We start from the raw sequence: 16826 nt of genomic DNA, 5'->3' as shown, positions 1-16826 counted from the left end.
CCCGGGCCGTTGGTCATGTGGCCGTGGCCGCGCGCGCTGCCTAAGATCGGCCGGTCGCATTCGTGGTTTCCCATCCGGTTTTTCCATCAGGTAGCCCATCCATGAAGTTTCCTGCCGTTTCCCTGCTGGCGTTGTCGATCGCGCTGGTCGTCCAGCCCGCGTCCGCGGCCAAACCGTCCGTGCCGACTTTCGATCCGCAGCGGCTGTCCGCCGACGTGAAGACGCTGGCCTCGGACGAGTTCGAAGGCCGCGGCCCGGCCACCGCCGGTGAAACCAAGACCGTCGACTTCGTCGTCGCGCAGATGCAGGCCGCCGGTCTGCAGCCGGGCGGCGACCTCAAGGACGGCCAGCGCGCGTGGACGCAGGCGGTGCCGCTGGCACGCGCGCAGATCACCGGCGCGCCGGTGCTGTCGGTCAGCGTGAAAGGCAAGGCCCAGGCGCTGACCCAGGGCGAGCAGATCGCCGTGCGCGCCGCGCAGGACGGCTCAGCCGCGGTCGATATCCGCAACGCGCCGCTGGTGTTCCTCGGCTACGGCGTCAAGGCGCCGGAGCGCAACTGGGACGACTTCCAGGGCGTCGACCTCAAGGGCAAGATCGCCGTGGTGCTGATCAACGACCCGGACTTCGAGTCGGGCCAAGGCGACTTCGGCGGCAAGGCGATGACCTACTACGGCCGCTGGACCTACAAGTACGAGGAAGCCGCGCGCCAGGGTGCGCTCGGCCTGTTGATCGTGCACGAGACCGCGCCGGCCTCGTACGGCTGGGCGACGGTCAAGAACTCCAACACCAACACCATGTTCGACGTGGTGCGCGACCAGCCCGGCGCGGTGCACCCGAAGCTGGAAGGCTGGATCCAGCGCGACTTCGCCGTCGACCTGTTCAAGCAGGCCGGCCAGGACTTCGACTCCCTGAAGCAGCAGGCCGCCACGCGCGGTTTCAAACCGGTTGAACTCAAGGGCGCCACGCTCAGCGCCAAGTACGATGTGCAACGCGAGATCATCACCTCGAACAACATTGTCGGCCGCATCGACGGCGCCAAGCGCCCGGACGAGACGGTGATCTACAGCGGCCACTGGGACCACCTTGGCGTCGGCCAGCCCGATGCCAAGGGCGACCGCATCTACAACGGCGCGGTCGACAACGCCACCGGCATCGCGGCGATGCTGGAGCTGGCGCGTGCCTACGCCAAGGCCCCCAAGCCTGCGCGCTCGGTGGTGTTCCTGGCCGTCACCGCCGAAGAGAAGGGCCTGCTCGGCTCGGAGTATTACGCCTCCAAGCCGCTGTACCCGCTCGGCAAGACCGTCGCCGTGATCAACATGGACGCACTCGACCCGCACGGCCCGGCGCACAATTTCACCACCTCCGGCAGCGCCAAGCAGGAACTGCTCGATCAGCTGGTGACCACGGCCAAGCAGTGGAACCTCGATTACGTCACCGATCCGAAGCCGGAAGCGGGCCACTTCTTCCGCTCCGATCACTTCCCGTTTGCCAAGCGCGGCGTGCCGGCGGTGTCGTTCGGCTCCGGCAACGACCTGATCGACGGCGGCACGGCCGCGGGCAAGGCGATCCAGGACGCCTACGTCGCCGACCGCTACCACCAGCCGGCCGACCAGTGGGAAGCCGACTGGTCGTTCACCGGTATGGCGCGTGACCTGCAACTGCTCTACACGGTCGGCCGCGACCTCGCCGATTCCGACCGCTGGCCGAACTGGGACGCCGCGTCGGAGTTCCGCGGCGCGCGCGATGCGAGTGTCGGCGAGCGCAAGTAAGTCCGGTTCGTTCGGGTTGCACGCAGCGGGCGAGGCTACGGTCTCGCCCGTTTTGTTTTCAGTAGTCCGGCTACATCACCCCAGCTTGCGCGCGGCGGCGTAGGCCAGCAGGTTGCCCAGACCGGTCACGCCCAGCAGCACCGCGACCACGCCCGGGGTGACCTCGCGCCAGCCGAACGCCTCGATCAGGCCAAAGCCCAGCCCGACCGCCAGCAGCAGCACGCCCCAGCGCAGCGACGCGTGGCGACGCTGTTGCGCTTCGGCCTGGACCATCGTGCGGATCAGCTCTTCCGAGCCGTTGCTGGCGATGATCTTGGCGCGGGTGCGGGCGTCGACCACCACCTTGATGGCGTAGACGACACAGATGAACAAGGTGATCGGGATCAGCACTTCGAAGTTCTGCATGGCGGCGCTCTCGTGAGGTCTGGTTCGTAGGGTCTGGCGCGGAAGATCGGCTTACGGCTCAGGAGATACGCCCGGCAGCAACCCGGTTGCAGCGGTGGCACGAAAAATCCGTTGCAACCGGTGGCGCCCCGGGCGTATCCACGGTGGCATGACCGGCCGATCCCGATGACCGCAAGCCCCGTGAGCGAAGACGACCGCCAGCTGGTGGAGGCCGTGCTGGCCCAGGTGCCCGGCGCGTTCGAGCGGCTCGTGCGCCAGTACCAGGGGCTGTGCTGGCACATCATCGCGCGCATGGTGCGCCAGCCCGAGGACACGCGCGAGCTGTGCCAGGAGGCGTTCCTGCGCGTGCACCAGTGCCTGCACCAGTACCGCGGCGAGAGCCAGCTGAAGTCGTGGATCGGCCAGGTCGCCTACTCGGTGGCCAAGCGCCACCTGGAGAAGCGCCGTATCACGCTTGTCGACCCAGCGGTCGGCGACGACGGGGACGGGCTGTCGCTGCTGGACCAGGTCAGCGATGGCTTCGACCTGGAGGCGGCCTGCGCCGACGAGGAGATCGCCCGCGGCCTGCACGCCGAGATCGAGGCACTGCCGCCGCTGCAGCGCACGCTGCTGACGCTGTATCACCTGGACGGAGTCCCCATCGTCGAGATCGCCCGCATCACCGGCCTGGCCGAGGGTACGATCAAGAGCCATCTGTTCCGGAGCCGGGCGCGACTGCGCGAGCGCCTGCAGGCCCGGATGGGAGTGACCGCATGAAGACACCGACACCGCATTCCGACGACCGCTTCGAGCGCGAATGGCAGGCGCAGGAACACGCGCTGGATCACGAGCGCCGCGGCCTGCCGCTCGATCCCGCCGATGCCCGAAGCAGCGAGTACCGGCTGATCGCCCGCGCGCTGCGCGCCCCGGCGATGGAGCCGCTGCCGCTGGATCTGGCTGCGCGGATCGTGCGCCACGTCAACGACGCGCAGGTGCTGGGCGAGCGCATCGAGCGCTGGCTGCTGCGCATCCTGACCGCAGCGCTCGCGCTGAGCGCGGCCGTCGTGATGGCGCGGTACGGTGCGAGCTGGGTACCCGCTTTTGTCGAATTGCTGCCGCAGGCCTCGGCGCAGACGACCGGCTGGACCGGCCTGCTGGCGGCTTGCCTGGCTGTCTCGTTGCTATGGCAGTGGGGTGGTCGCTCTCTGCGCTAGGCGGGCATGCATCCGGCTTGAGCACACGAGAAACGCCGCGCTGCCGGGACGTCTTCCGGGCAGAACAAGGCGGTTTCAGCCCCTGATGCAGGCGGCCTGACGCGGCATCACTTCAGCAGGGGCGCCAACGCCGTCCAGACGTGATCGCGCAGCTTCGGCTGCGCACTGGCGACCGGGTGCAGGTTGTCGGCCTGGTAGGCGCTGCGGTCGAGGGCGATCGGCTCGAGCAGGAACGGCAGCAGCGCGGTGCCGTGCTGCTTCGCCAATGCACTGTAGTTGTCGGCGAAGCCCTGGGTGTATTCGCGGCCCAGGTTGGGCGGCATGCGCATGCCGATCAGCAGCACCTTGGCGCCGGCGCCGGTGGCCGCGCGGATCATGCGGTCGAGGTTGGCGCGCGATTGCGCCAGCGGCAGGCCGCGCAGGCCGTCGTTGGCGCCCAGTTCGATCACCACCACGGCGGGCTTGTGACGCTGCAGCTCGCCGGCGATGCGCGCCGCGCCGCCGGCCGTGGTTTCGCCGCTGATGCTGGCGTTGACCACGCGCCAGCCGGGTTTGGTCCTGGCGACGCGGTCGGCGGTCAGCGCGACCCAGCCCTGCGCGGCAGCCAGGCCGTAGCCGGCCGACAGCGAGTCGCCCATCACCAGCACCGTGCGCGTGCCCTGGGCCGCGGCCGTTACCGGTGCGGCCTGAACGGTCATCAGCGCCGAAATCCACAGCGCCAGTAAACCGATGGCACATTGAACGCGGCGGCGCCATGCCGCATATCGCAATCCATCCAGACTCATTGACCGTCTCCCGATGATCGGTGAGGCATACATAGGGACGATCATGGCCGATTCCATCGCAACACACCCCACCTTGCCGCACGTTGCGGTTCAGCCATCGCTGGCGCTGCACGTGGCTGACCTGGGCAAGCGGGTGATGCTGCCGGGCGGCGAGCTGACCATCCTCGACGGCGTCGGCTTCTCGATCGCCGCGGGCGACACGGTCGCGATTGTCGGGGCCTCCGGTTCGGGCAAGAGCACGCTGCTGTCGCTGATGGCCGGGCTCGATACGCCCAGCAGCGGTGCGGTCACGCTCGACGGCGAGGTCTTGTCCGCACTCGACGAGGATGGCCGCGCGCGTGTGCGCGGCGAGAAAGTCGGCTTCGTGTTCCAGAGCTTCCAACTGCTGCCGTCGCTGACCGCACTGGAAAACGTGATGCTGCCGCTGGAGCTGCGCGGCGACCGCGACGTCCAGTCACCGGCGACGACGATCCTGGAGAAGGTTGGGCTGGGCCAGCGCCTGGGCCATTACCCGCGCCAGCTGTCCGGCGGCGAGCAGCAGCGCGTGGCGCTGGCGCGCGCGTTCGTGACGCGGCCGTCGCTGCTGTTTGCCGACGAGCCCACCGGCAACCTCGACACCCACACCGGCCAGGCGATCATCGAGTTGCTGTTCGAGCTCAACGCCGACACCGGCACCACCCTGGTGCTGGTCACCCACGACGAGCACCTGGCCTCGCGCTGCGGGCGCCTGCTGCGGCTCGACAGTGGCCGGCTGGTGGCGTCGTCATGAGGCTCGTGGCGCTGGCCTGGCGCCAGCTGCGCCGCGACCTGGCCGCCGGCGACATCCGCATCCTGATGGCCGCGCTGGTGCTGGCGGTGCTGGCGGTGACTGCGGTCGGTTTCGTCACCGATCGTGCCGAGCGTGCGCTGGCGATCGAGGCCAACCGCCTGCTCGGCGGCGACGCGGTGGTGCGTGCCGACGAGCCGATCGCCGGTGCGATCCGCGCTGCGGCCGATATGCCGCAGTTGCAGCGCACCGAGACGATGGAACTGCAGACGATGATCCGCGTCGGCGAGCGCTTGCAGCTGGGCGAGCTGCGCGCGCTCGGTGAGGGCTTTCCGCTGCGCGGCCACTTCCGCATCGTCGAGCGCAACGGCGCCGAACACGATGCGACCGGTGTGCCCGCACCCGGCACGATCTGGCTCAGCCGCGCCGGCGCCGACACGCTCGGCGCGCGCCTGGGCGACGCCATCGCGATCGGCGATGCGCGCTTCACCCTCGCTGCGCTGGTGGTGCAGGAGCCCGACGCGGCGCTCGACTACTTCAACGTCGCGCCCAAGGTGTTCCTCAACCTCGCCGATCTGCCCGGCACCGGCCTGGTGCAGGAAGGCAGCCGCATCCGCTACCGCCTGGTCGTGGCCGGCGAAGCGGCGGCGGTGGAGCGTTTCAGCGCCACGGTGCGTCCCGCGCTCGGCCGCGGCCAGCGCCTGGAGACCATCGGCGATGCGCGTCCGGAAATCCGCTCCGCACTCGACCGCGCCGGTCGCTTCCTCGGCCTGGCCGCGCTGGTGTCGGTGGTGCTGGCGGCGGTGGCGGTGGCGATGGCCGCGCGCCGGCACAGCGAGCGGCACCTGTCCGGCACCGCGGTGATGCGTTGCCTCGGCGCCAGCCAGCGCACGCTGGTCGGCATCCACGTCGGCGAGCTGCTGCTGCTCGGCCTGGTGGCCAGCACGGTCGGCGTGGCCCTCGCGTTTGGCCTGCAGTGGCTGGTCGGTGGCTGGCTGGCGCAGGCGTTGAAGCTGTCGATCCCACCGGCCGGTGTGTGGCCGGCGCTGCAGGGCTACGGCGTCGGGTTGGTGGTGTTGCTCGCGTTCGGCGCGCCGCCGGTGCTGGCGTTGCGACGCGTGCCGGCGTTGCGCGTGCTGCGCCGCGACCTCGACCCGACCGAGCCCAGCGCCTGGCTGGTCGCGATCACCGGGTTGGTCGGCCTGGGCGCGCTGCTGTGGTGGAAGGCCGGCTCGGCCACGCTCGGCATCGCCATGCTGGTCGGCATCGCCGCCACGCTGGCGGTGCTGGCGGTGCTGGCGTGGGGGCTGATCGTGGTGGTGCGGCGCCTGCGGTCGCGGCTGCGTGGCAGCCTGCGTTATGGCCTGGCCAACGTCAGCCGCCGCGCCGGCACCAGCATCGCCCAGGTGTCGGCGCTGGGCCTGGGCCTGATGGCACTGCTGCTGCTGACCTTCGTGCGCACCGATCTGCTCGACCGTTGGCAGCTCGCGCTCGCCAGCGACACCCCCAACCGCTTCATCATCAACGTGCAGGACGACCAGGTCGATGCGGTGCGCGCGTTCATGGCCGGACAGGGCATCGGTGCGCCGACCCTGTACCCGATGATCCGCGGCCGCCTGGTCGCGCACAACGGCCAGCCGGTGACGGGCGCTGACTACGCCGGGCAGGGCGAGCGCGCGCAACGCCTGGCCGAACGCGAGTTCAACCTGTCGGTGGCCGGTGCGTTGCGCGAGGACAACCGCGTCACCGCCGGCACCTTCTGGGGCCCGCGCAAGCCGGCAAAACCCGAGGTCTCGGTCGAGGAAGACTTTGCGCAGCGCCTGGGCTGGAAACTCGGCGACCGCGTCGCCTTCGACATCGCCGGGCAGCCGTTCGAGGCCACCATCACCAGCCTGCGCAGCGTCGACTGGGAAAGCTTCCGTCCCAATTTCTTCGTGGTCGCCTCACCCGGTGCGCTCGACGGCTACCCGGCCAGCCACATCACCGCGGTCAGTGTGCCGCCGCAACGCACGCGCTTCACCGCCGACCTGGTCGGGCGCTTCCCGAACCTGTCGGTGATCGACATCGACGCGGTGCTCAAGCAGGTGCGTGGCACCGCCGACCAGGTCTCGACGGTGGTCGAGGTGGTGTTCTATTTCTCGCTGGTCGCCGGCGTGCTGGTGCTGATGGCGGCGGTGAGCGCGAGCCAGGACGAGCGTCTGCTCGAAGGCGGGGTGATGCGCGTGCTTGGCGGCAGCCGTCGCCAGCTGCGGCTGGCGCAGGCCTCCGAGTTCGCCGCGATCGGCCTGCTGTCCGGCCTGACCGCGGCGATCGCGGCCTCGGTGCTGGCCGGGGTGATCGCCACGCGCGTGTTCGACCTGCCCTGGCAGGCGGACTGGCGCATGGCCGCGGTCGGTGCCGGTCTCGGCGTGCTGGCGGCGCTGCTGGCCGGGATGTTCGCGACCCGGCGCGTGCTCGATGCGCCGCCCTCGGTGACCCTGCGCGAGCTGCAGAACTGAAGCAGGCGCCGCCTCTATTGGAGCACCGCCTGCGGGCTGGCCTCGAAGCGGCGCGGGTAGTCGCGCTCTTGCACCACGCGCGCGATCTCGGCATCGGCCAGGTCGGGGGCCCCGTAGACCGCGTAGGCGATGGTGCCGTCGCGCACACCGATCTGGTGCAGGCGGTAGCGCGGGCGGCCGGCGCCGGTGTTATCGGGGTAGTGCAGGGGCGGCTCGGCGCCGTCGAGATCGAGTTCGCTGTTGTCGACGACACCGCCGACGAAGAGGGCGCGCATCGCGGTTCTCCTCAAAAAGGTTGGGACGATGGTGACGGTTGCGGTGTTGACTGGGCATGAAGCCGTTGTCGTCGACGCGAGCATGAACGCCTGCGCGAGCGCATCAATCACTGAAGATGTGACGATGCACGCGTGCGCGCAACCAGGCGCTCTGTGCCAGCAGCGCCACGGCTACCGTGACGGCGACCCCGGCCGCCACCCGAGCTCCGGGCGCCGTGGCGGCCGACTGCTGTACGTACGCGGCCGCCAGCCCCCACAGCGCCGCCAGCACGTAGCCCAGGTTGCCGTGCATGCGCGCGTTCAGCGTCAGCAGCAGCGCCGCGGCCGCGGCGTACAGCGCCAGGTTCCACGGCAGCATCCGCTCCGGCGACAGCAGCCGTTGCGCGACGATCACCTGCGCGGTGTTGAGAAACACCGCCAACGACAGCCAGCCGGCATGCAGTGACAACGGAAACCAGGCCCGCCATCGCAGCTGCCGCAGCGCCACGTGGTCGCGCGACAGCGTGACCGCGCAATAGGCCAGGCAGGCCAGCGCGAGCCAGATCACCAGTAACGCCGGCCAGAACAGTTGCTGCGAGAACAACGGCATCCACAATGCGGTGAAGGCGAAGCCGGCCGCCGCCGCCGGACGGGTCCGGGCCAGTGCGGCGTGGTCGTGACGATGCAACTGGGCAAACGCGAACACCAGGTCCCACAGGAAGATCAGTGCCCAGATCGCGAAAGCGTAATCGGCCACGTCCAGCAGGGTCGGATAACGGTCCGCAGTCGCGCCAATGCCGGGACCGAACGCCCCCCGCTGCGTGAACCACGCCATGACCGGCATCAGCAGCGCGGCCAGCACGACCAGGTAGCGCATCGGGCGATTCCATTCGGGTGTGTCCCAACCCTAACCCCGCGCCGCGTTAAGGCGGTGCGATGCGGCCGCGCGCAGGCGGCCGGCCAGGCCGCGTAAAATCACCGGCAATGAATGTCATCAACCGCTCCCGTGCACGCTGACACGGCGACCGACGCCGCACTGCAGACGCTGCTGCTGCCGTTTATGGAAGGCTTGCCGGTCGACGACGCGTCGGCAGGTGGACTGCTGTCCTGGCCACAGGCCGGCGGCGTCCTGTTCCTGCGCGCGCGCGATGGCTGGCCGTTGCACCAGCGCGCCTGGCCGGGCCTGGTCTGCGAGCAGAGCTTCAAGCCCGAGGCCGATGCGCTGCAGCGCTCCGGTCTTGTGCTTGCCGCCGATGATGACGATGACGAACGCCGTTACCCGCTGGTGCTGGTGCTGCCGCCGCGCCAGCGCGACGAGGCTCGGGCCCTGTTCGCGCGCGCGCTGGCGCGCTGCGCCCCCGGCGGCCGCGTGGTCGCCTGCATGAGCAACAACGAAGGCGCCAAGTCGGGCGAGACCGACCTGGCACGCATCGCCGGCCCGGTCGCCAGCCTGTCCAAGCACAAGTGCCGGGTGTTCTGGACCGCGCCGCTGCAGGGCGCGGCCGATGCCGGGCTGGCCGCGCAATGGCGTGCGCTCGATGCACCGCGGCCGATCCTAGACGGCCGCTTCGTCAGCCGCCCGGGCGTGTTCGCCTGGGACCGGATCGACGCGGCGTCGAAGCTGCTCGCCGAGCACCTGCCGGCCGACCTGAGCGGCCACGCCGCCGACCTCGGTGCCGGCTACGGCTTCCTGGCCGCGGAGCTGCTGGCGCGCTGCCCGGGCATCACCGCGCTCGACCTGTACGAGGCCGAGGCGCGGGCGCTGGAACTGGCACGCCACAATCTTGCAGGCGCCGGCGCGCGCGTCGCGCTCGGCTTCCATTGGCACGACGTCACCGCGGGCCTGCCGCAACGTTTCGACGTGATCGTCAGCAACCCGCCATTCCACGCCCAGGGCCGCGCCGACCGGCCCGACATCGGCCGCCGCTTCATCGCGGCCGCGGCGTCGGCGTTGCGGCCGGGCGGACGCCTGTGGCTGGTGGCCAACCGCCACTTGCCGTACGAGGCGGAGCTCGACGCGCGCTTCGCTCACGTGCGCACGGTCGCGCAGCAGCACGGCTTCAAGGTGGTCGAGGCTGTCGCTGCCCGCAGTGCCGGGGAGTCGCATGAAAAACGGGTCAAGCCAGGAAACCGATGACGCCATGAAAACCACGCCATGAGTATCACGCCATGAAGTTGATCAAACTCATCGCCAACCTTGGCTACGGCAGCCGCAAGGACGTCGCGGCGATGTTCCGCGAGGGCCGCATCACCGATGTGCACGGCGAGGTGCTGTACGCCGACGACAAGGTCGGCCACGACAGCATCCACATCGACGGCGCACCGCTCGATCCTCCCGCCGGCCTGGCGCTGATGCTGCACAAGCCGGTCGGCTACACCTGCTCGACCAAGGACCCCGGCCGCGTGGTCTACGACCTGCTGCCGCCGCGCTTCCGCCTGCGTTCGCCGCTGCTGTCGACGGTCGGCCGGCTCGACCGCGACACCAGCGGCCTGCTGCTGCTGACCGACGACGGCGCGCTGCTGCACCGCATCGTCTCGCCCAGGGCGCGGTTGGCCAAGGTCTACGAGGCCACGCTGGCGCACGACCTGCGCGGCGACGAGGCGGCGGTATTCGCCAGCGGCACGTTGCTGCTGGAATCGGAAACCACGCCGCTGGCGCCGGCGACGATGGCGGCGGTCGATCCACGCCACGCACGGCTGACGCTGACCGAGGGCCGCTACCACCAGGTGCGGCGCATGTTCGCCGCGGTCGGCAACCACGTCGAGGCGCTGCACCGCAGCCGCGTCGGCGGGCTGGCATTGGACGACCTCCCCGCCGGGCAGTGGCGTGCGCTCGGCGCACGCGACCTCGAGCGCCTGTTCGAGGGCGCCGCATGAGCGAGCACATGCCGGTGGCGTTCGCCCCGGCCGCGGTGCTGTTCGACATGGACGGCCTGATGATCGAGAGCGAGCGCGCACTGTTGCAGTGCTGGCGCCAGGCCTCGCAGCGACTTGGACTAGCCCTCGACGACGAGCTGTGGCTGTCGTTCGTCGGCCTGCCCGACCGCACCTGTGTCGAGCTGTTGCGTGCGCGTCTGCCGGAGCCGCAGGTGCAGGCGCTGCTGCAGCACTGCCACGCGCGCTATGACGTGCAGGTCGAGGCCGGTCTGCCGCTCAAGCCGGGCGTGCTGGAGCTGCTGGCGTTGCTGGCGCAGCGCGGTTTGCCGCGCGCGGTGGTCACCTCCACCCGGCGCGAGCGCGCACTGCAGAAGTTGCAGCGCTGCGGCCTGCTGGCGCACTTCGACACCGTCGTCACCGGCAGCGATGTCGTCCATGCCAAGCCGGCACCGGACATCTACCTGCTCGCGGCGCAGCGCCTGGGCGTGGCGCCGTCGCAATGCGTGGTGCTGGAGGACTCCGTGCCCGGCGTGCGCGCTGCGCTCGCCGCCGGCATGACCCCGATCCAGGTGCCGGACCTGGTGATGCCCGACGCCGCCGTGCGCGCGCTCGGCCACCGCATCGTCGATTCGCTGCTGCAGGCGCGGGCCTTGCTCGAGCCGGCGTTGACGACGGGGCCTTGTTGATCCGGCCCGAGTTTGTTTCATGTAGGAGCGGCTTCAGCGGCGAACTGTTCGCGTGTCTTCGGGGCATCACCCAAAGCTCGCGGCTGAAGCCGCTCCTGCAACGATCGACTTGGGGGCCGGATCATTACGGCGCCAGCAGCTTGCGCCAGCCGTCGAGGCCGAGCTTCTCCAGCGTTTCCAGGTTGCGCTCGACGATCACGTCCGGGTCGGGGTAGGCCTCGACCGCACGCTCGACGCTGGCCTCGCGCAGCAGGTGCAGGGTCGGGTAGGGCGAGCGGTTGCTGCAGTTGCCGACGTCGTCGATATCGGTGCCGGCGAACTGGTAGTCCGGATGGAAACTGGCGACCTGGATCTCGCCTTCCAGATCGAGCGCCGCGACCGCCTCGTCGGCGAGGTCGAGGAAATCGTTGTAATCGAGGAAATCCGCCAGCACCCGCGGATGCACCAGCAGCGTGGTGTCGGTCTGCTCGGGGTCGGCCTGCTGCAGCATGACCAGCTCGGCGGCGAGGTCTTCGAGCAGGGCTTCGGGCGTGGTCGCCTCGCTCAGTACGATGCGCACCTGCTGCTTGACGTACACGGCCTTGGCGAACGGGCACAGGTTGAGGCCGATCACCGCCCGCTCCAGCCAGCGACGCGTCGCGGCGATGGGGTCTTCGTTGTCAGTCATGACCGTTTGTCCTGAGCGTTCATCCTGAGCGTGTCGTCCTGGCGTGTCGGGCGTAGCCCGCGGGGTCGAAGGGTCAATCACGAAAGTTGTCGAACTGCAGCGGCTGCTCGAACTCGCTGGCCTTGAGCAGCGCGATTGCGGTCTGCAGATCGTCGCGCTTCTTGCCGATCACGCGCAGCTTGTCGCCGTTGATCTGACTGTCGACCTTGAGCTTGGCGTCCTTGATCGCACCCTGGATCTTCTTGGCCAGCTCGCGCTCGATGCCCTGCTTGATGGTGACCTTCTGCCGCGCGCCGGCGAGGTTGGTCTCGATGTCGCCAAACTCCAGGCAGCGCACGTCGATGCCGCGTGCGATCAGGCGCGCACGCAGGATGTCGGTCATTTGCTTGAGCTGGAAGTCGCTCGGCGCCGACTGCTGGATGACCTGGTCCTCGAGCACGAACTTGGCGTCGACGCCCTTGAAGTCGAAACGCGTGCCGAGCTCGCGGTTGGCCTGGTCGACGGCGTTGGTCAGTTCGTGGCTGTCGACTTCGGAAATGACGTCGAAGGAAGGCATGGCGGGCTCCGCAGGATCCTGGAACGGGCGCAAAGGGTAGCGCAAGCGCGCCCGTCGACCCAGCCGCGGCACGCTGCGTTGCCCGCAACCCGGCTGTGGCCCCAGGCCGGCGTCGCTAGACTGTCCGTCTTGCCCGAGCTGGATGCCCCCATGCTGACCACGCCCGCCTACGCCGTTGCCGACGCGATCTCGCCGCTGGCGCCGTTCACGCTCGAACGCCGCGCGCCGGGACCGCACGAGGTGCTGATCGACATCCTCTACTGCGGTGTGTGCCACTCCGACATCCACCAGGCCCGCGACGAGTGGGGCGGCTCGATTTTCCCGATGGTGCCCGGCCACGAGATCATCGGCCGCGTCGCCGCGGTGGGGGCACAGGTGACGACTTATAAGCATGGCGATGCGGTCGGCGTCGGCTGCTTCGTCGACTCCTGCCGGCGCTGCCCGTCGTGCCAGGCCGGCGAGGAGCAGTACTGCGACTTCGGCATGAGCGGCACCTACAACAGCTACGAGCGCGGCAGCGACGGCCGCTTCGACAAGACCCGGCCGACCTACGGCGGTTATTCGACCCGCATCACCGTCAACGAGGCCTATGTGGTGCGCGTGCCCGAGGCGATTCCACTCGATCGTGCCGCGCCGCTGCTGTGCGCCGGCATCACCACGTACTCGCCGCTCAAGCACTTCGGCGTGAAGGCCGGTGACAAAGTGGCGGTGGTCGGGCTTGGCGGGCTCGGCCACATGGCGGTCAAGATCGCCGCGGCGATGGGCGCGCAGGTCACCGTGCTGAGCACGTCGGAGTCCAAGCGAGCCGACGCGCTCGCGCTTGGCGCCAGCGACTTCGCCGCGACCCGCGACGGCAGCGTGTTCAAGAGCCACGCACGCCGTTTCGACTTCATCGTCGACACGGTTTCGGCCGAGCACGACTACAACGCCTACCTGGAGCTGCTGACGCTCGACGGCACCATGGTGCTGCTCGGCATCCCCGAGGCACCGGCACCGGTCGCCGCCGGCGCGCTGATCCGCAAGCGCCGGCGCCTGGCCGGCTCGATGATCGGCGGCATCCGCGAGACCCAGGAGATGCTGGACTTCTGCGCCCAGCACGGCGTCGCCGCCGACATCGAGCTGATCCCGATCGAGCGCGTCAACGAGGCCTACGAGCGCATGCTGCGCTCCGACGTGCGCTACCGCTTCGTCATCGACATTGCCAGCTGGGCCGCGGCTGCGCCGTGATGCCGCGACGCGACGCCTTCATCAGGACCCCGACCACGCCATCGGCCAAGGCGCTGGCATGAACCCGACCCGCGCCCGGCAGACCCGGGCGATGCTGACCATGCTCGTGGCGGTGGCGATGTTCGCGCTGATGGACGCCGGCCTGAAACAGCTCTCCGGTCATTACCCACCGTTCCAGGTGGCTTCGCTGCGCGGTGCGGCGTCGCTGCCGTTCGTGCTGGCGTGGGCGCTGGCAACCGTGGGTGTCGGCCCGCTGCTGCGCGTGCGCTGGTCGCTGCACCTGCTGCGCGGCGTGCTCGGGGTGGCGATGATGGCGTCGTTCGTCTACGCGGTGAGCCAGTTGCCGCTGTCGACCACCTACTCGATCTTTTTCGTCGCGCCGCTGCTGATCACCGCGATGTCGGTGCCGTTTCTCGGCGAGAAGGTCGGGCCGCGGCGCTGGACCGCCATTGGCATCGGCCTGATCGGCGTGCTGGTGCTGCTGCGGCCGACCGGCGAAGGCCTGATCAGTCTGGCCGCGCTGGCGGTGCTGGTGGCGGCGATGATGTACGCGGTCAGCGCCATCACGGTACGCGTGCTGGCGCGCACCGACAGCACCCAGTCGATGATGGTGTGGCTGATGGTGATGATCGCGCTCGGCGCCGGCGCACTGGCCTGGCCGCAGTGGGTGCCGCTGCGCGCCAGCGACGGCTGGCTGATCCTCGGCATCGGCATCGCCGGCGCGCTCGGCCAGTACGCGATCACCGAGGCCTTCCGCCTCGGCGAAGCCTCGCTGATCGCGCCGCTGGAGTACACCGCGCTGGTCTGGGGCGTACTGCTCGACCTCACGCTGTGGGACGTGCTACCCGATGCCGTCACCTGGCTGGGCGCGGGCATCATCATGGCCAGCGGCTTCTACCTGTTGCGCCGCGAACGCGTGCACGCCGAGGCTGAGCACCCGTAGCGCGCAGCGCGCACGCTACCGCGATCAACCGCCGGTGCTGGCGCTCAATGCGGCATTCAAGGCGGCGTCGCCGCTGACCAGGTCCTGCCAGCGCAATTCGTGGCCGTTGCGGCGGCCCTTCTCGACCAGCTTCAGGCCGTCGGCGTCGATGGTCAGCGTGAAGGGCCGGTCCTCGATCAGGATCTCGCGACGCAGCGGTTTGTCGAGCTTGGTGGTCATGGGGGGCTCCGCGTGTGGATCAGTGGCGACCCTAGCCGCCGCAGGTGAGCACCGTGTGAACGGCGCCAGCCACGCCCACGCGACCCAAACGAAGACGGGCCCCTTGCGGAGCCCGTCGGGTGCTGTGGGTGCCGGTACAGGCTTAGATCGGTGCAGGCTTAGAAGCGCGCACCCAGGCCGACGCCCAGGATGACCGGGTTCAACTCGGCCTTGCCGGCGTTGACGCCGTCGATCATCACGTTGGGCTGACCGCTGGTGTCCTGCAGGTAACGCACGTCGGCGCGCGCGAACCACGTCGGGTTGATGTTGAGGTCGACGCCGGCGGTGGCCATCGCGCCCTTGGCGGTTTCCACGCCGATGCGCTGGCCGGCGAGGGCGCCGGTCGGCTCGGCCTGTTCGCCGTCGACGTTGGCCTCGAAGTAGCCCAGGCCCACGAACGGACGCACGATGGCGTCGGCGTTGCGGAAGTGGTACTGGCCGCTCACCGCGTACGGCTGGCTGTCGACGCTGGCGACCTTGCCGTTGCCGGTCTTGACGCGATGACCGAACTTGTCGGCCGCGCCCCACGCCTCGACGGCGATGTTGTCGGTGATGTACCAGCTCGCGCTCAGCGTGGCGGCACCGTCGCCGTCGACATTGCTGCGCTCGCCGGCGATGCTCGGGTTCTTGGTCGGCTCGGACAGGGCGTAGCCGCCGACGACGGCGAAACGCTTGCCGCTCGCGGTGCTGGCGTAGCTGTCGCTGGCCGTGGTGTCGGTGCTCGCATCCTGAGCGAAGGCGGCCGGGGCAGCGGCCAGGGTGGCCAGTACGGCCAGGGTCAAATGACGAAAACGCATCATGGAGAGGACTCCTCGTTATAGATTGATGCCTTGGGGGAGGCGCGCACACCCTAGCCGCCGTTGCATGAACCTCGCTTGCAACGCGATCGCATGCGGCGGAACTTTTCCTGCGGCGGGTGCCAACGGGCGTGCGCGTAGACACGACCCGCATGAACATCACTTGACCGGGTGATTGCGCGCCACCGCCGATGCCCGCGAGGCCGCGTCGTCACGGAAGGAGCGCGCGGCTGGCGGACGCCGCGACGGGCACAGGACAGCGGCCCGGCGCCGCGGCAAGATAGGCGGCAGTCCACACCGTCCGGAGTCACCATGCGCCGTCCGTTCGTGCTGACCGCTTTGACCCTGGCCTGCGGCAGCGCGCTCGCCGCGCAGGTGGGCGTCGCCGCGTCCTGCCACATGGAGAGCGACTACGACCTCAGCATCGACGAGCGCAGCGTGATCCTGACCCGCGACAGCGGCGCGCCCAAGGCCATCGTGATGCGCCAGGGACGGTTGTTTGTCGATGACCGCTGGGTGACGCTGAGCGCGGACGACCGCCAGCGCATCGCCGATTTCGAGCTGGGCGCGCGCGCGGCGATGCCGGAGGCGCAGGCGATCGGCCGCGACGCCGCCGACATCGCCTTCACCGTGCTGGGCGAGGTCGCCGCCGGTTTCAGCAGCGACCCCAATGCGGTGCAGACAAAGGTCGACAAGGCACGCAGCCAGATCGACGCACGCCTGGCGCGCGCGGTCACACCGACCCGGTTCAACGGCCGCGACCTCGGCGACGGCATCGGAGACGCGGTCGCCGAAGTGATCCCGAGCATGATCGGCGACATCGTCGGCGGCGCCATCAGTGCCGCCTTCAGTGGCGACGCCAGCCACCTCAAGCGCATGGAAGACCTCGACGGGCAGATCGAGGCGCGCGTCGAGCCGCGCGCGAAGGCGCTGGAGCAACGTGCCGAGCGCCTGTGCCAGCGCATGGTCGAGCTCGACCGGATCGACAACGCGCTCGAGTTCCGCCTATCCGACGGCCGGGCCCTGGACTTGCTCGAAGTCCGCGCCGAGGTCAGTGCGCCCGGCAAGGACGACGCCGGCCAACGCGAGGCGCCTGCGCCGGATGCCGGCAACGGCTGAGCAGGCGATACCGTGACGTATGTCGG

The 16826-nt window shown here is 69.7% G+C and carries 19 protein-coding genes; 11 read left to right on the top strand and 8 right to left on the bottom strand.

All coding sequences use genetic code 11. The features are described from left to right. The first annotated feature begins 101 nt into the window (after nt 1-101). Complete coding sequence (locus tag ACFOLC_RS05225; RefSeq protein ID WP_386758176.1) at nt 102-1769, top strand: M28 family metallopeptidase; 1668 nt, start codon at nt 102-104, stop codon at nt 1767-1769. A gap of 75 nt (nt 1770-1844) precedes the next feature. On the opposite strand, the gene ACFOLC_RS05220 is transcribed toward ACFOLC_RS05225, so the two are convergent. Further along, nucleotides 1845-2174, bottom strand: coding sequence for a hypothetical protein (locus ACFOLC_RS05220; RefSeq protein WP_386758175.1), 330 nt, complete (start codon nt 2172-2174; stop codon nt 1845-1847). A 165-nt stretch (nt 2175-2339) separates the two neighbouring features. Between ACFOLC_RS05220 and ACFOLC_RS05215 the strand changes: the two genes are divergently transcribed. Beyond that, nucleotides 2340-2930, top strand: a complete 591-nt coding sequence (locus tag ACFOLC_RS05215; protein ID WP_386758174.1) for an RNA polymerase sigma factor — start codon at nt 2340-2342, stop codon at nt 2928-2930. Next, complete coding sequence (locus ACFOLC_RS05210) at nt 2927-3367, top strand: hypothetical protein (protein ID WP_386758173.1); 441 nt, start codon at nt 2927-2929, stop codon at nt 3365-3367. The genes ACFOLC_RS05215 and ACFOLC_RS05210 overlap by 4 nt, the downstream gene beginning before the upstream one ends. Nucleotides 3368-3474: 107 nt before the next feature. Here the strand turns inward: ACFOLC_RS05210 and ACFOLC_RS05205 are convergent, their stop codons facing one another. Next, nucleotides 3475-4137: an arylesterase gene (locus ACFOLC_RS05205; protein WP_386758537.1), complete on the bottom strand. Its 663-nt coding sequence runs from the start codon at nt 4135-4137 to the stop codon at nt 3475-3477. Between the two features lie 58 nt (nt 4138-4195). Between ACFOLC_RS05205 and ACFOLC_RS05200 the strand changes: the two genes are divergently transcribed. Together ACFOLC_RS05200 and ACFOLC_RS05195 are read left to right on the top strand one after the other, a co-directional pair. Further along, nucleotides 4196-4921 carry an ABC transporter ATP-binding protein gene (locus ACFOLC_RS05200; RefSeq protein ID WP_449284290.1) on the top strand — a complete coding sequence of 242 codons (726 nt, stop codon included), beginning with the start codon at nt 4196-4198 and terminating at the stop codon, nt 4919-4921. Further along, complete coding sequence (locus ACFOLC_RS05195) at nt 4918-7416, top strand: ABC transporter permease (protein ID WP_386758172.1); 2499 nt, start codon at nt 4918-4920, stop codon at nt 7414-7416. Before ACFOLC_RS05200 ends, ACFOLC_RS05195 begins: the two co-directional genes overlap by 4 nt. Nucleotides 7417-7430: 14 nt before the next feature. Here ACFOLC_RS05195 and ACFOLC_RS05190 read toward each other — a convergent pair whose 3' ends face one another. Both ACFOLC_RS05190 and ACFOLC_RS05185 read right to left on the bottom strand, forming a co-directional pair. Next, nucleotides 7431-7691, bottom strand: a complete 261-nt coding sequence (locus ACFOLC_RS05190) for a hypothetical protein (protein WP_386758171.1) — start codon at nt 7689-7691, stop codon at nt 7431-7433. 103 nt (nt 7692-7794) lie between these two features. After that, nucleotides 7795-8547 (bottom strand): hypothetical protein, encoded by a 753-nt coding sequence (locus ACFOLC_RS05185; RefSeq protein ID WP_386758170.1) that lies wholly within the window; start codon nt 8545-8547, stop codon nt 7795-7797. Between the two features lie 183 nt (nt 8548-8730). On the opposite strand from ACFOLC_RS05185, the gene ACFOLC_RS05180 reads away from it, so the two are divergent. Genes ACFOLC_RS05180 through ACFOLC_RS05170 form a run of 3 tightly spaced genes read left to right on the top strand, consistent with a single transcriptional unit; the run spans nt 8731 to nt 11233 of the window. After that, entirely contained in the window at nt 8731-9807 is a 1077-nt protein-coding gene (locus ACFOLC_RS05180) for a class I SAM-dependent methyltransferase (protein ID WP_386758535.1), read from the top strand. 32 nt (nt 9808-9839) lie between these two features. Further along, complete coding sequence (locus ACFOLC_RS05175; protein ID WP_386758169.1) at nt 9840-10547, top strand: pseudouridine synthase; 708 nt, start codon at nt 9840-9842, stop codon at nt 10545-10547. Continuing rightward, nucleotides 10544-11233 (top strand): HAD family hydrolase, encoded by a 690-nt coding sequence (locus ACFOLC_RS05170; RefSeq protein ID WP_386758168.1) that lies wholly within the window; start codon nt 10544-10546, stop codon nt 11231-11233. The genes ACFOLC_RS05175 and ACFOLC_RS05170 overlap by 4 nt, the downstream gene beginning before the upstream one ends. A 124-nt stretch (nt 11234-11357) precedes the next feature. On the opposite strand, the gene ACFOLC_RS05165 is transcribed toward ACFOLC_RS05170, so the two are convergent. Together ACFOLC_RS05165 and ACFOLC_RS05160 are read right to left on the bottom strand one after the other, a co-directional pair. Further along, entirely contained in the window at nt 11358-11900 is a 543-nt protein-coding gene (locus ACFOLC_RS05165) for a DUF1415 domain-containing protein (RefSeq protein ID WP_386758167.1), read from the bottom strand. 73 nt (nt 11901-11973) lie between these two features. Beyond that, nucleotides 11974-12456 carry a YajQ family cyclic di-GMP-binding protein gene (locus ACFOLC_RS05160; RefSeq protein WP_386758166.1) on the bottom strand — a complete coding sequence of 161 codons (483 nt, stop codon included), beginning with the start codon at nt 12454-12456 and terminating at the stop codon, nt 11974-11976. A 150-nt stretch (nt 12457-12606) separates the two neighbouring features. Here ACFOLC_RS05160 and ACFOLC_RS05155 point away from each other — a divergent pair, with 150 nt between their 5' ends. Together ACFOLC_RS05155 and ACFOLC_RS05150 are read left to right on the top strand one after the other, a co-directional pair. After that, on the top strand, nt 12607-13683 hold the full coding sequence (locus tag ACFOLC_RS05155; protein ID WP_386758165.1) for an NAD(P)-dependent alcohol dehydrogenase: 1077 nt from the start codon (nt 12607-12609) through the stop codon (nt 13681-13683). Nucleotides 13684-13741: 58 nt separating this feature from the next. Then, complete coding sequence (locus ACFOLC_RS05150) at nt 13742-14626, top strand: DMT family transporter (RefSeq protein ID WP_386758164.1); 885 nt, start codon at nt 13742-13744, stop codon at nt 14624-14626. Nucleotides 14627-14650: 24 nt separating this feature from the next. On the opposite strand, the gene ACFOLC_RS05145 is transcribed toward ACFOLC_RS05150, so the two are convergent. Both ACFOLC_RS05145 and ACFOLC_RS05140 read right to left on the bottom strand, forming a co-directional pair. Further along, complete coding sequence (locus tag ACFOLC_RS05145) at nt 14651-14845, bottom strand: hypothetical protein (RefSeq protein ID WP_386758163.1); 195 nt, start codon at nt 14843-14845, stop codon at nt 14651-14653. Nucleotides 14846-15003: 158 nt separating this feature from the next. Next, on the bottom strand, nt 15004-15684 hold the full coding sequence (locus ACFOLC_RS05140; protein WP_386758162.1) for an OmpW/AlkL family protein: 681 nt from the start codon (nt 15682-15684) through the stop codon (nt 15004-15006). Between the two features lie 309 nt (nt 15685-15993). On the opposite strand from ACFOLC_RS05140, the gene ACFOLC_RS05135 reads away from it, so the two are divergent. Next, nucleotides 15994-16800, top strand: coding sequence for a DUF2884 family protein (locus ACFOLC_RS05135; protein ID WP_386758161.1), 807 nt, complete (start codon nt 15994-15996; stop codon nt 16798-16800). Nucleotides 16801-16826 lie beyond the last annotated feature (26 nt).

Origin of the sequence: Lysobacter cavernae (assembly GCF_042648505.1) — a bacterium.
Classification (GTDB): Bacteria; Pseudomonadota; Gammaproteobacteria; order Xanthomonadales; family Xanthomonadaceae; genus Lysobacter_L; species Lysobacter_L cavernae.
Note: the sequence above shows the minus strand (reverse complement) of the source record. Positions and strands in the feature narration are given on the sequence as shown.

Excerpts from the sequence above, each read along its gene's own strand:
- ACFOLC_RS05165 (WP_386758167.1), bottom strand. The coding sequence starts at position 11,900 with ATGACTGACAACGAAGACCCCATCGCCGCGACGCGTCGCTGGCTGGAG.
- ACFOLC_RS05225 (WP_386758176.1), top strand. The coding sequence starts at position 102 with ATGAAGTTTCCTGCCGTTTCCCTGCTGGCGTTGTCGATCGCGCTGGTC.
- ACFOLC_RS05200 (WP_449284290.1), top strand. The coding sequence starts at position 4,196 with ATGGCCGATTCCATCGCAACACACCCCACCTTGCCGCACGTTGCGGTT.
- ACFOLC_RS05175 (WP_386758169.1), top strand. The coding sequence starts at position 9,840 with ATGAAGTTGATCAAACTCATCGCCAACCTTGGCTACGGCAGCCGCAAG.
- ACFOLC_RS05185 (WP_386758170.1), bottom strand. The coding sequence starts at position 8,547 with ATGCGCTACCTGGTCGTGCTGGCCGCGCTGCTGATGCCGGTCATGGCG.
- ACFOLC_RS05135 (WP_386758161.1), top strand. The coding sequence starts at position 15,994 with ATGCGCCGTCCGTTCGTGCTGACCGCTTTGACCCTGGCCTGCGGCAGC.
- ACFOLC_RS05170 (WP_386758168.1), top strand. The coding sequence starts at position 10,544 with ATGAGCGAGCACATGCCGGTGGCGTTCGCCCCGGCCGCGGTGCTGTTC.
- ACFOLC_RS05190 (WP_386758171.1), bottom strand. The coding sequence starts at position 7,691 with ATGCGCGCCCTCTTCGTCGGCGGTGTCGTCGACAACAGCGAACTCGAT.
- ACFOLC_RS05180 (WP_386758535.1), top strand. The coding sequence starts at position 8,731 with ATGGAAGGCTTGCCGGTCGACGACGCGTCGGCAGGTGGACTGCTGTCC.
- ACFOLC_RS05215 (WP_386758174.1), top strand. The coding sequence starts at position 2,340 with ATGACCGCAAGCCCCGTGAGCGAAGACGACCGCCAGCTGGTGGAGGCC.
- ACFOLC_RS05150 (WP_386758164.1), top strand. The coding sequence starts at position 13,742 with ATGAACCCGACCCGCGCCCGGCAGACCCGGGCGATGCTGACCATGCTC.
- ACFOLC_RS05210 (WP_386758173.1), top strand. The coding sequence starts at position 2,927 with ATGAAGACACCGACACCGCATTCCGACGACCGCTTCGAGCGCGAATGG.
- ACFOLC_RS05195 (WP_386758172.1), top strand. The coding sequence starts at position 4,918 with ATGAGGCTCGTGGCGCTGGCCTGGCGCCAGCTGCGCCGCGACCTGGCC.
- ACFOLC_RS05145 (WP_386758163.1), bottom strand. The coding sequence starts at position 14,845 with ATGACCACCAAGCTCGACAAACCGCTGCGTCGCGAGATCCTGATCGAG.
- ACFOLC_RS05155 (WP_386758165.1), top strand. The coding sequence starts at position 12,607 with ATGCTGACCACGCCCGCCTACGCCGTTGCCGACGCGATCTCGCCGCTG.
- ACFOLC_RS05220 (WP_386758175.1), bottom strand. The coding sequence starts at position 2,174 with ATGCAGAACTTCGAAGTGCTGATCCCGATCACCTTGTTCATCTGTGTC.
- ACFOLC_RS05140 (WP_386758162.1), bottom strand. The coding sequence starts at position 15,684 with ATGATGCGTTTTCGTCATTTGACCCTGGCCGTACTGGCCACCCTGGCC.
- ACFOLC_RS05160 (WP_386758166.1), bottom strand. The coding sequence starts at position 12,456 with ATGCCTTCCTTCGACGTCATTTCCGAAGTCGACAGCCACGAACTGACC.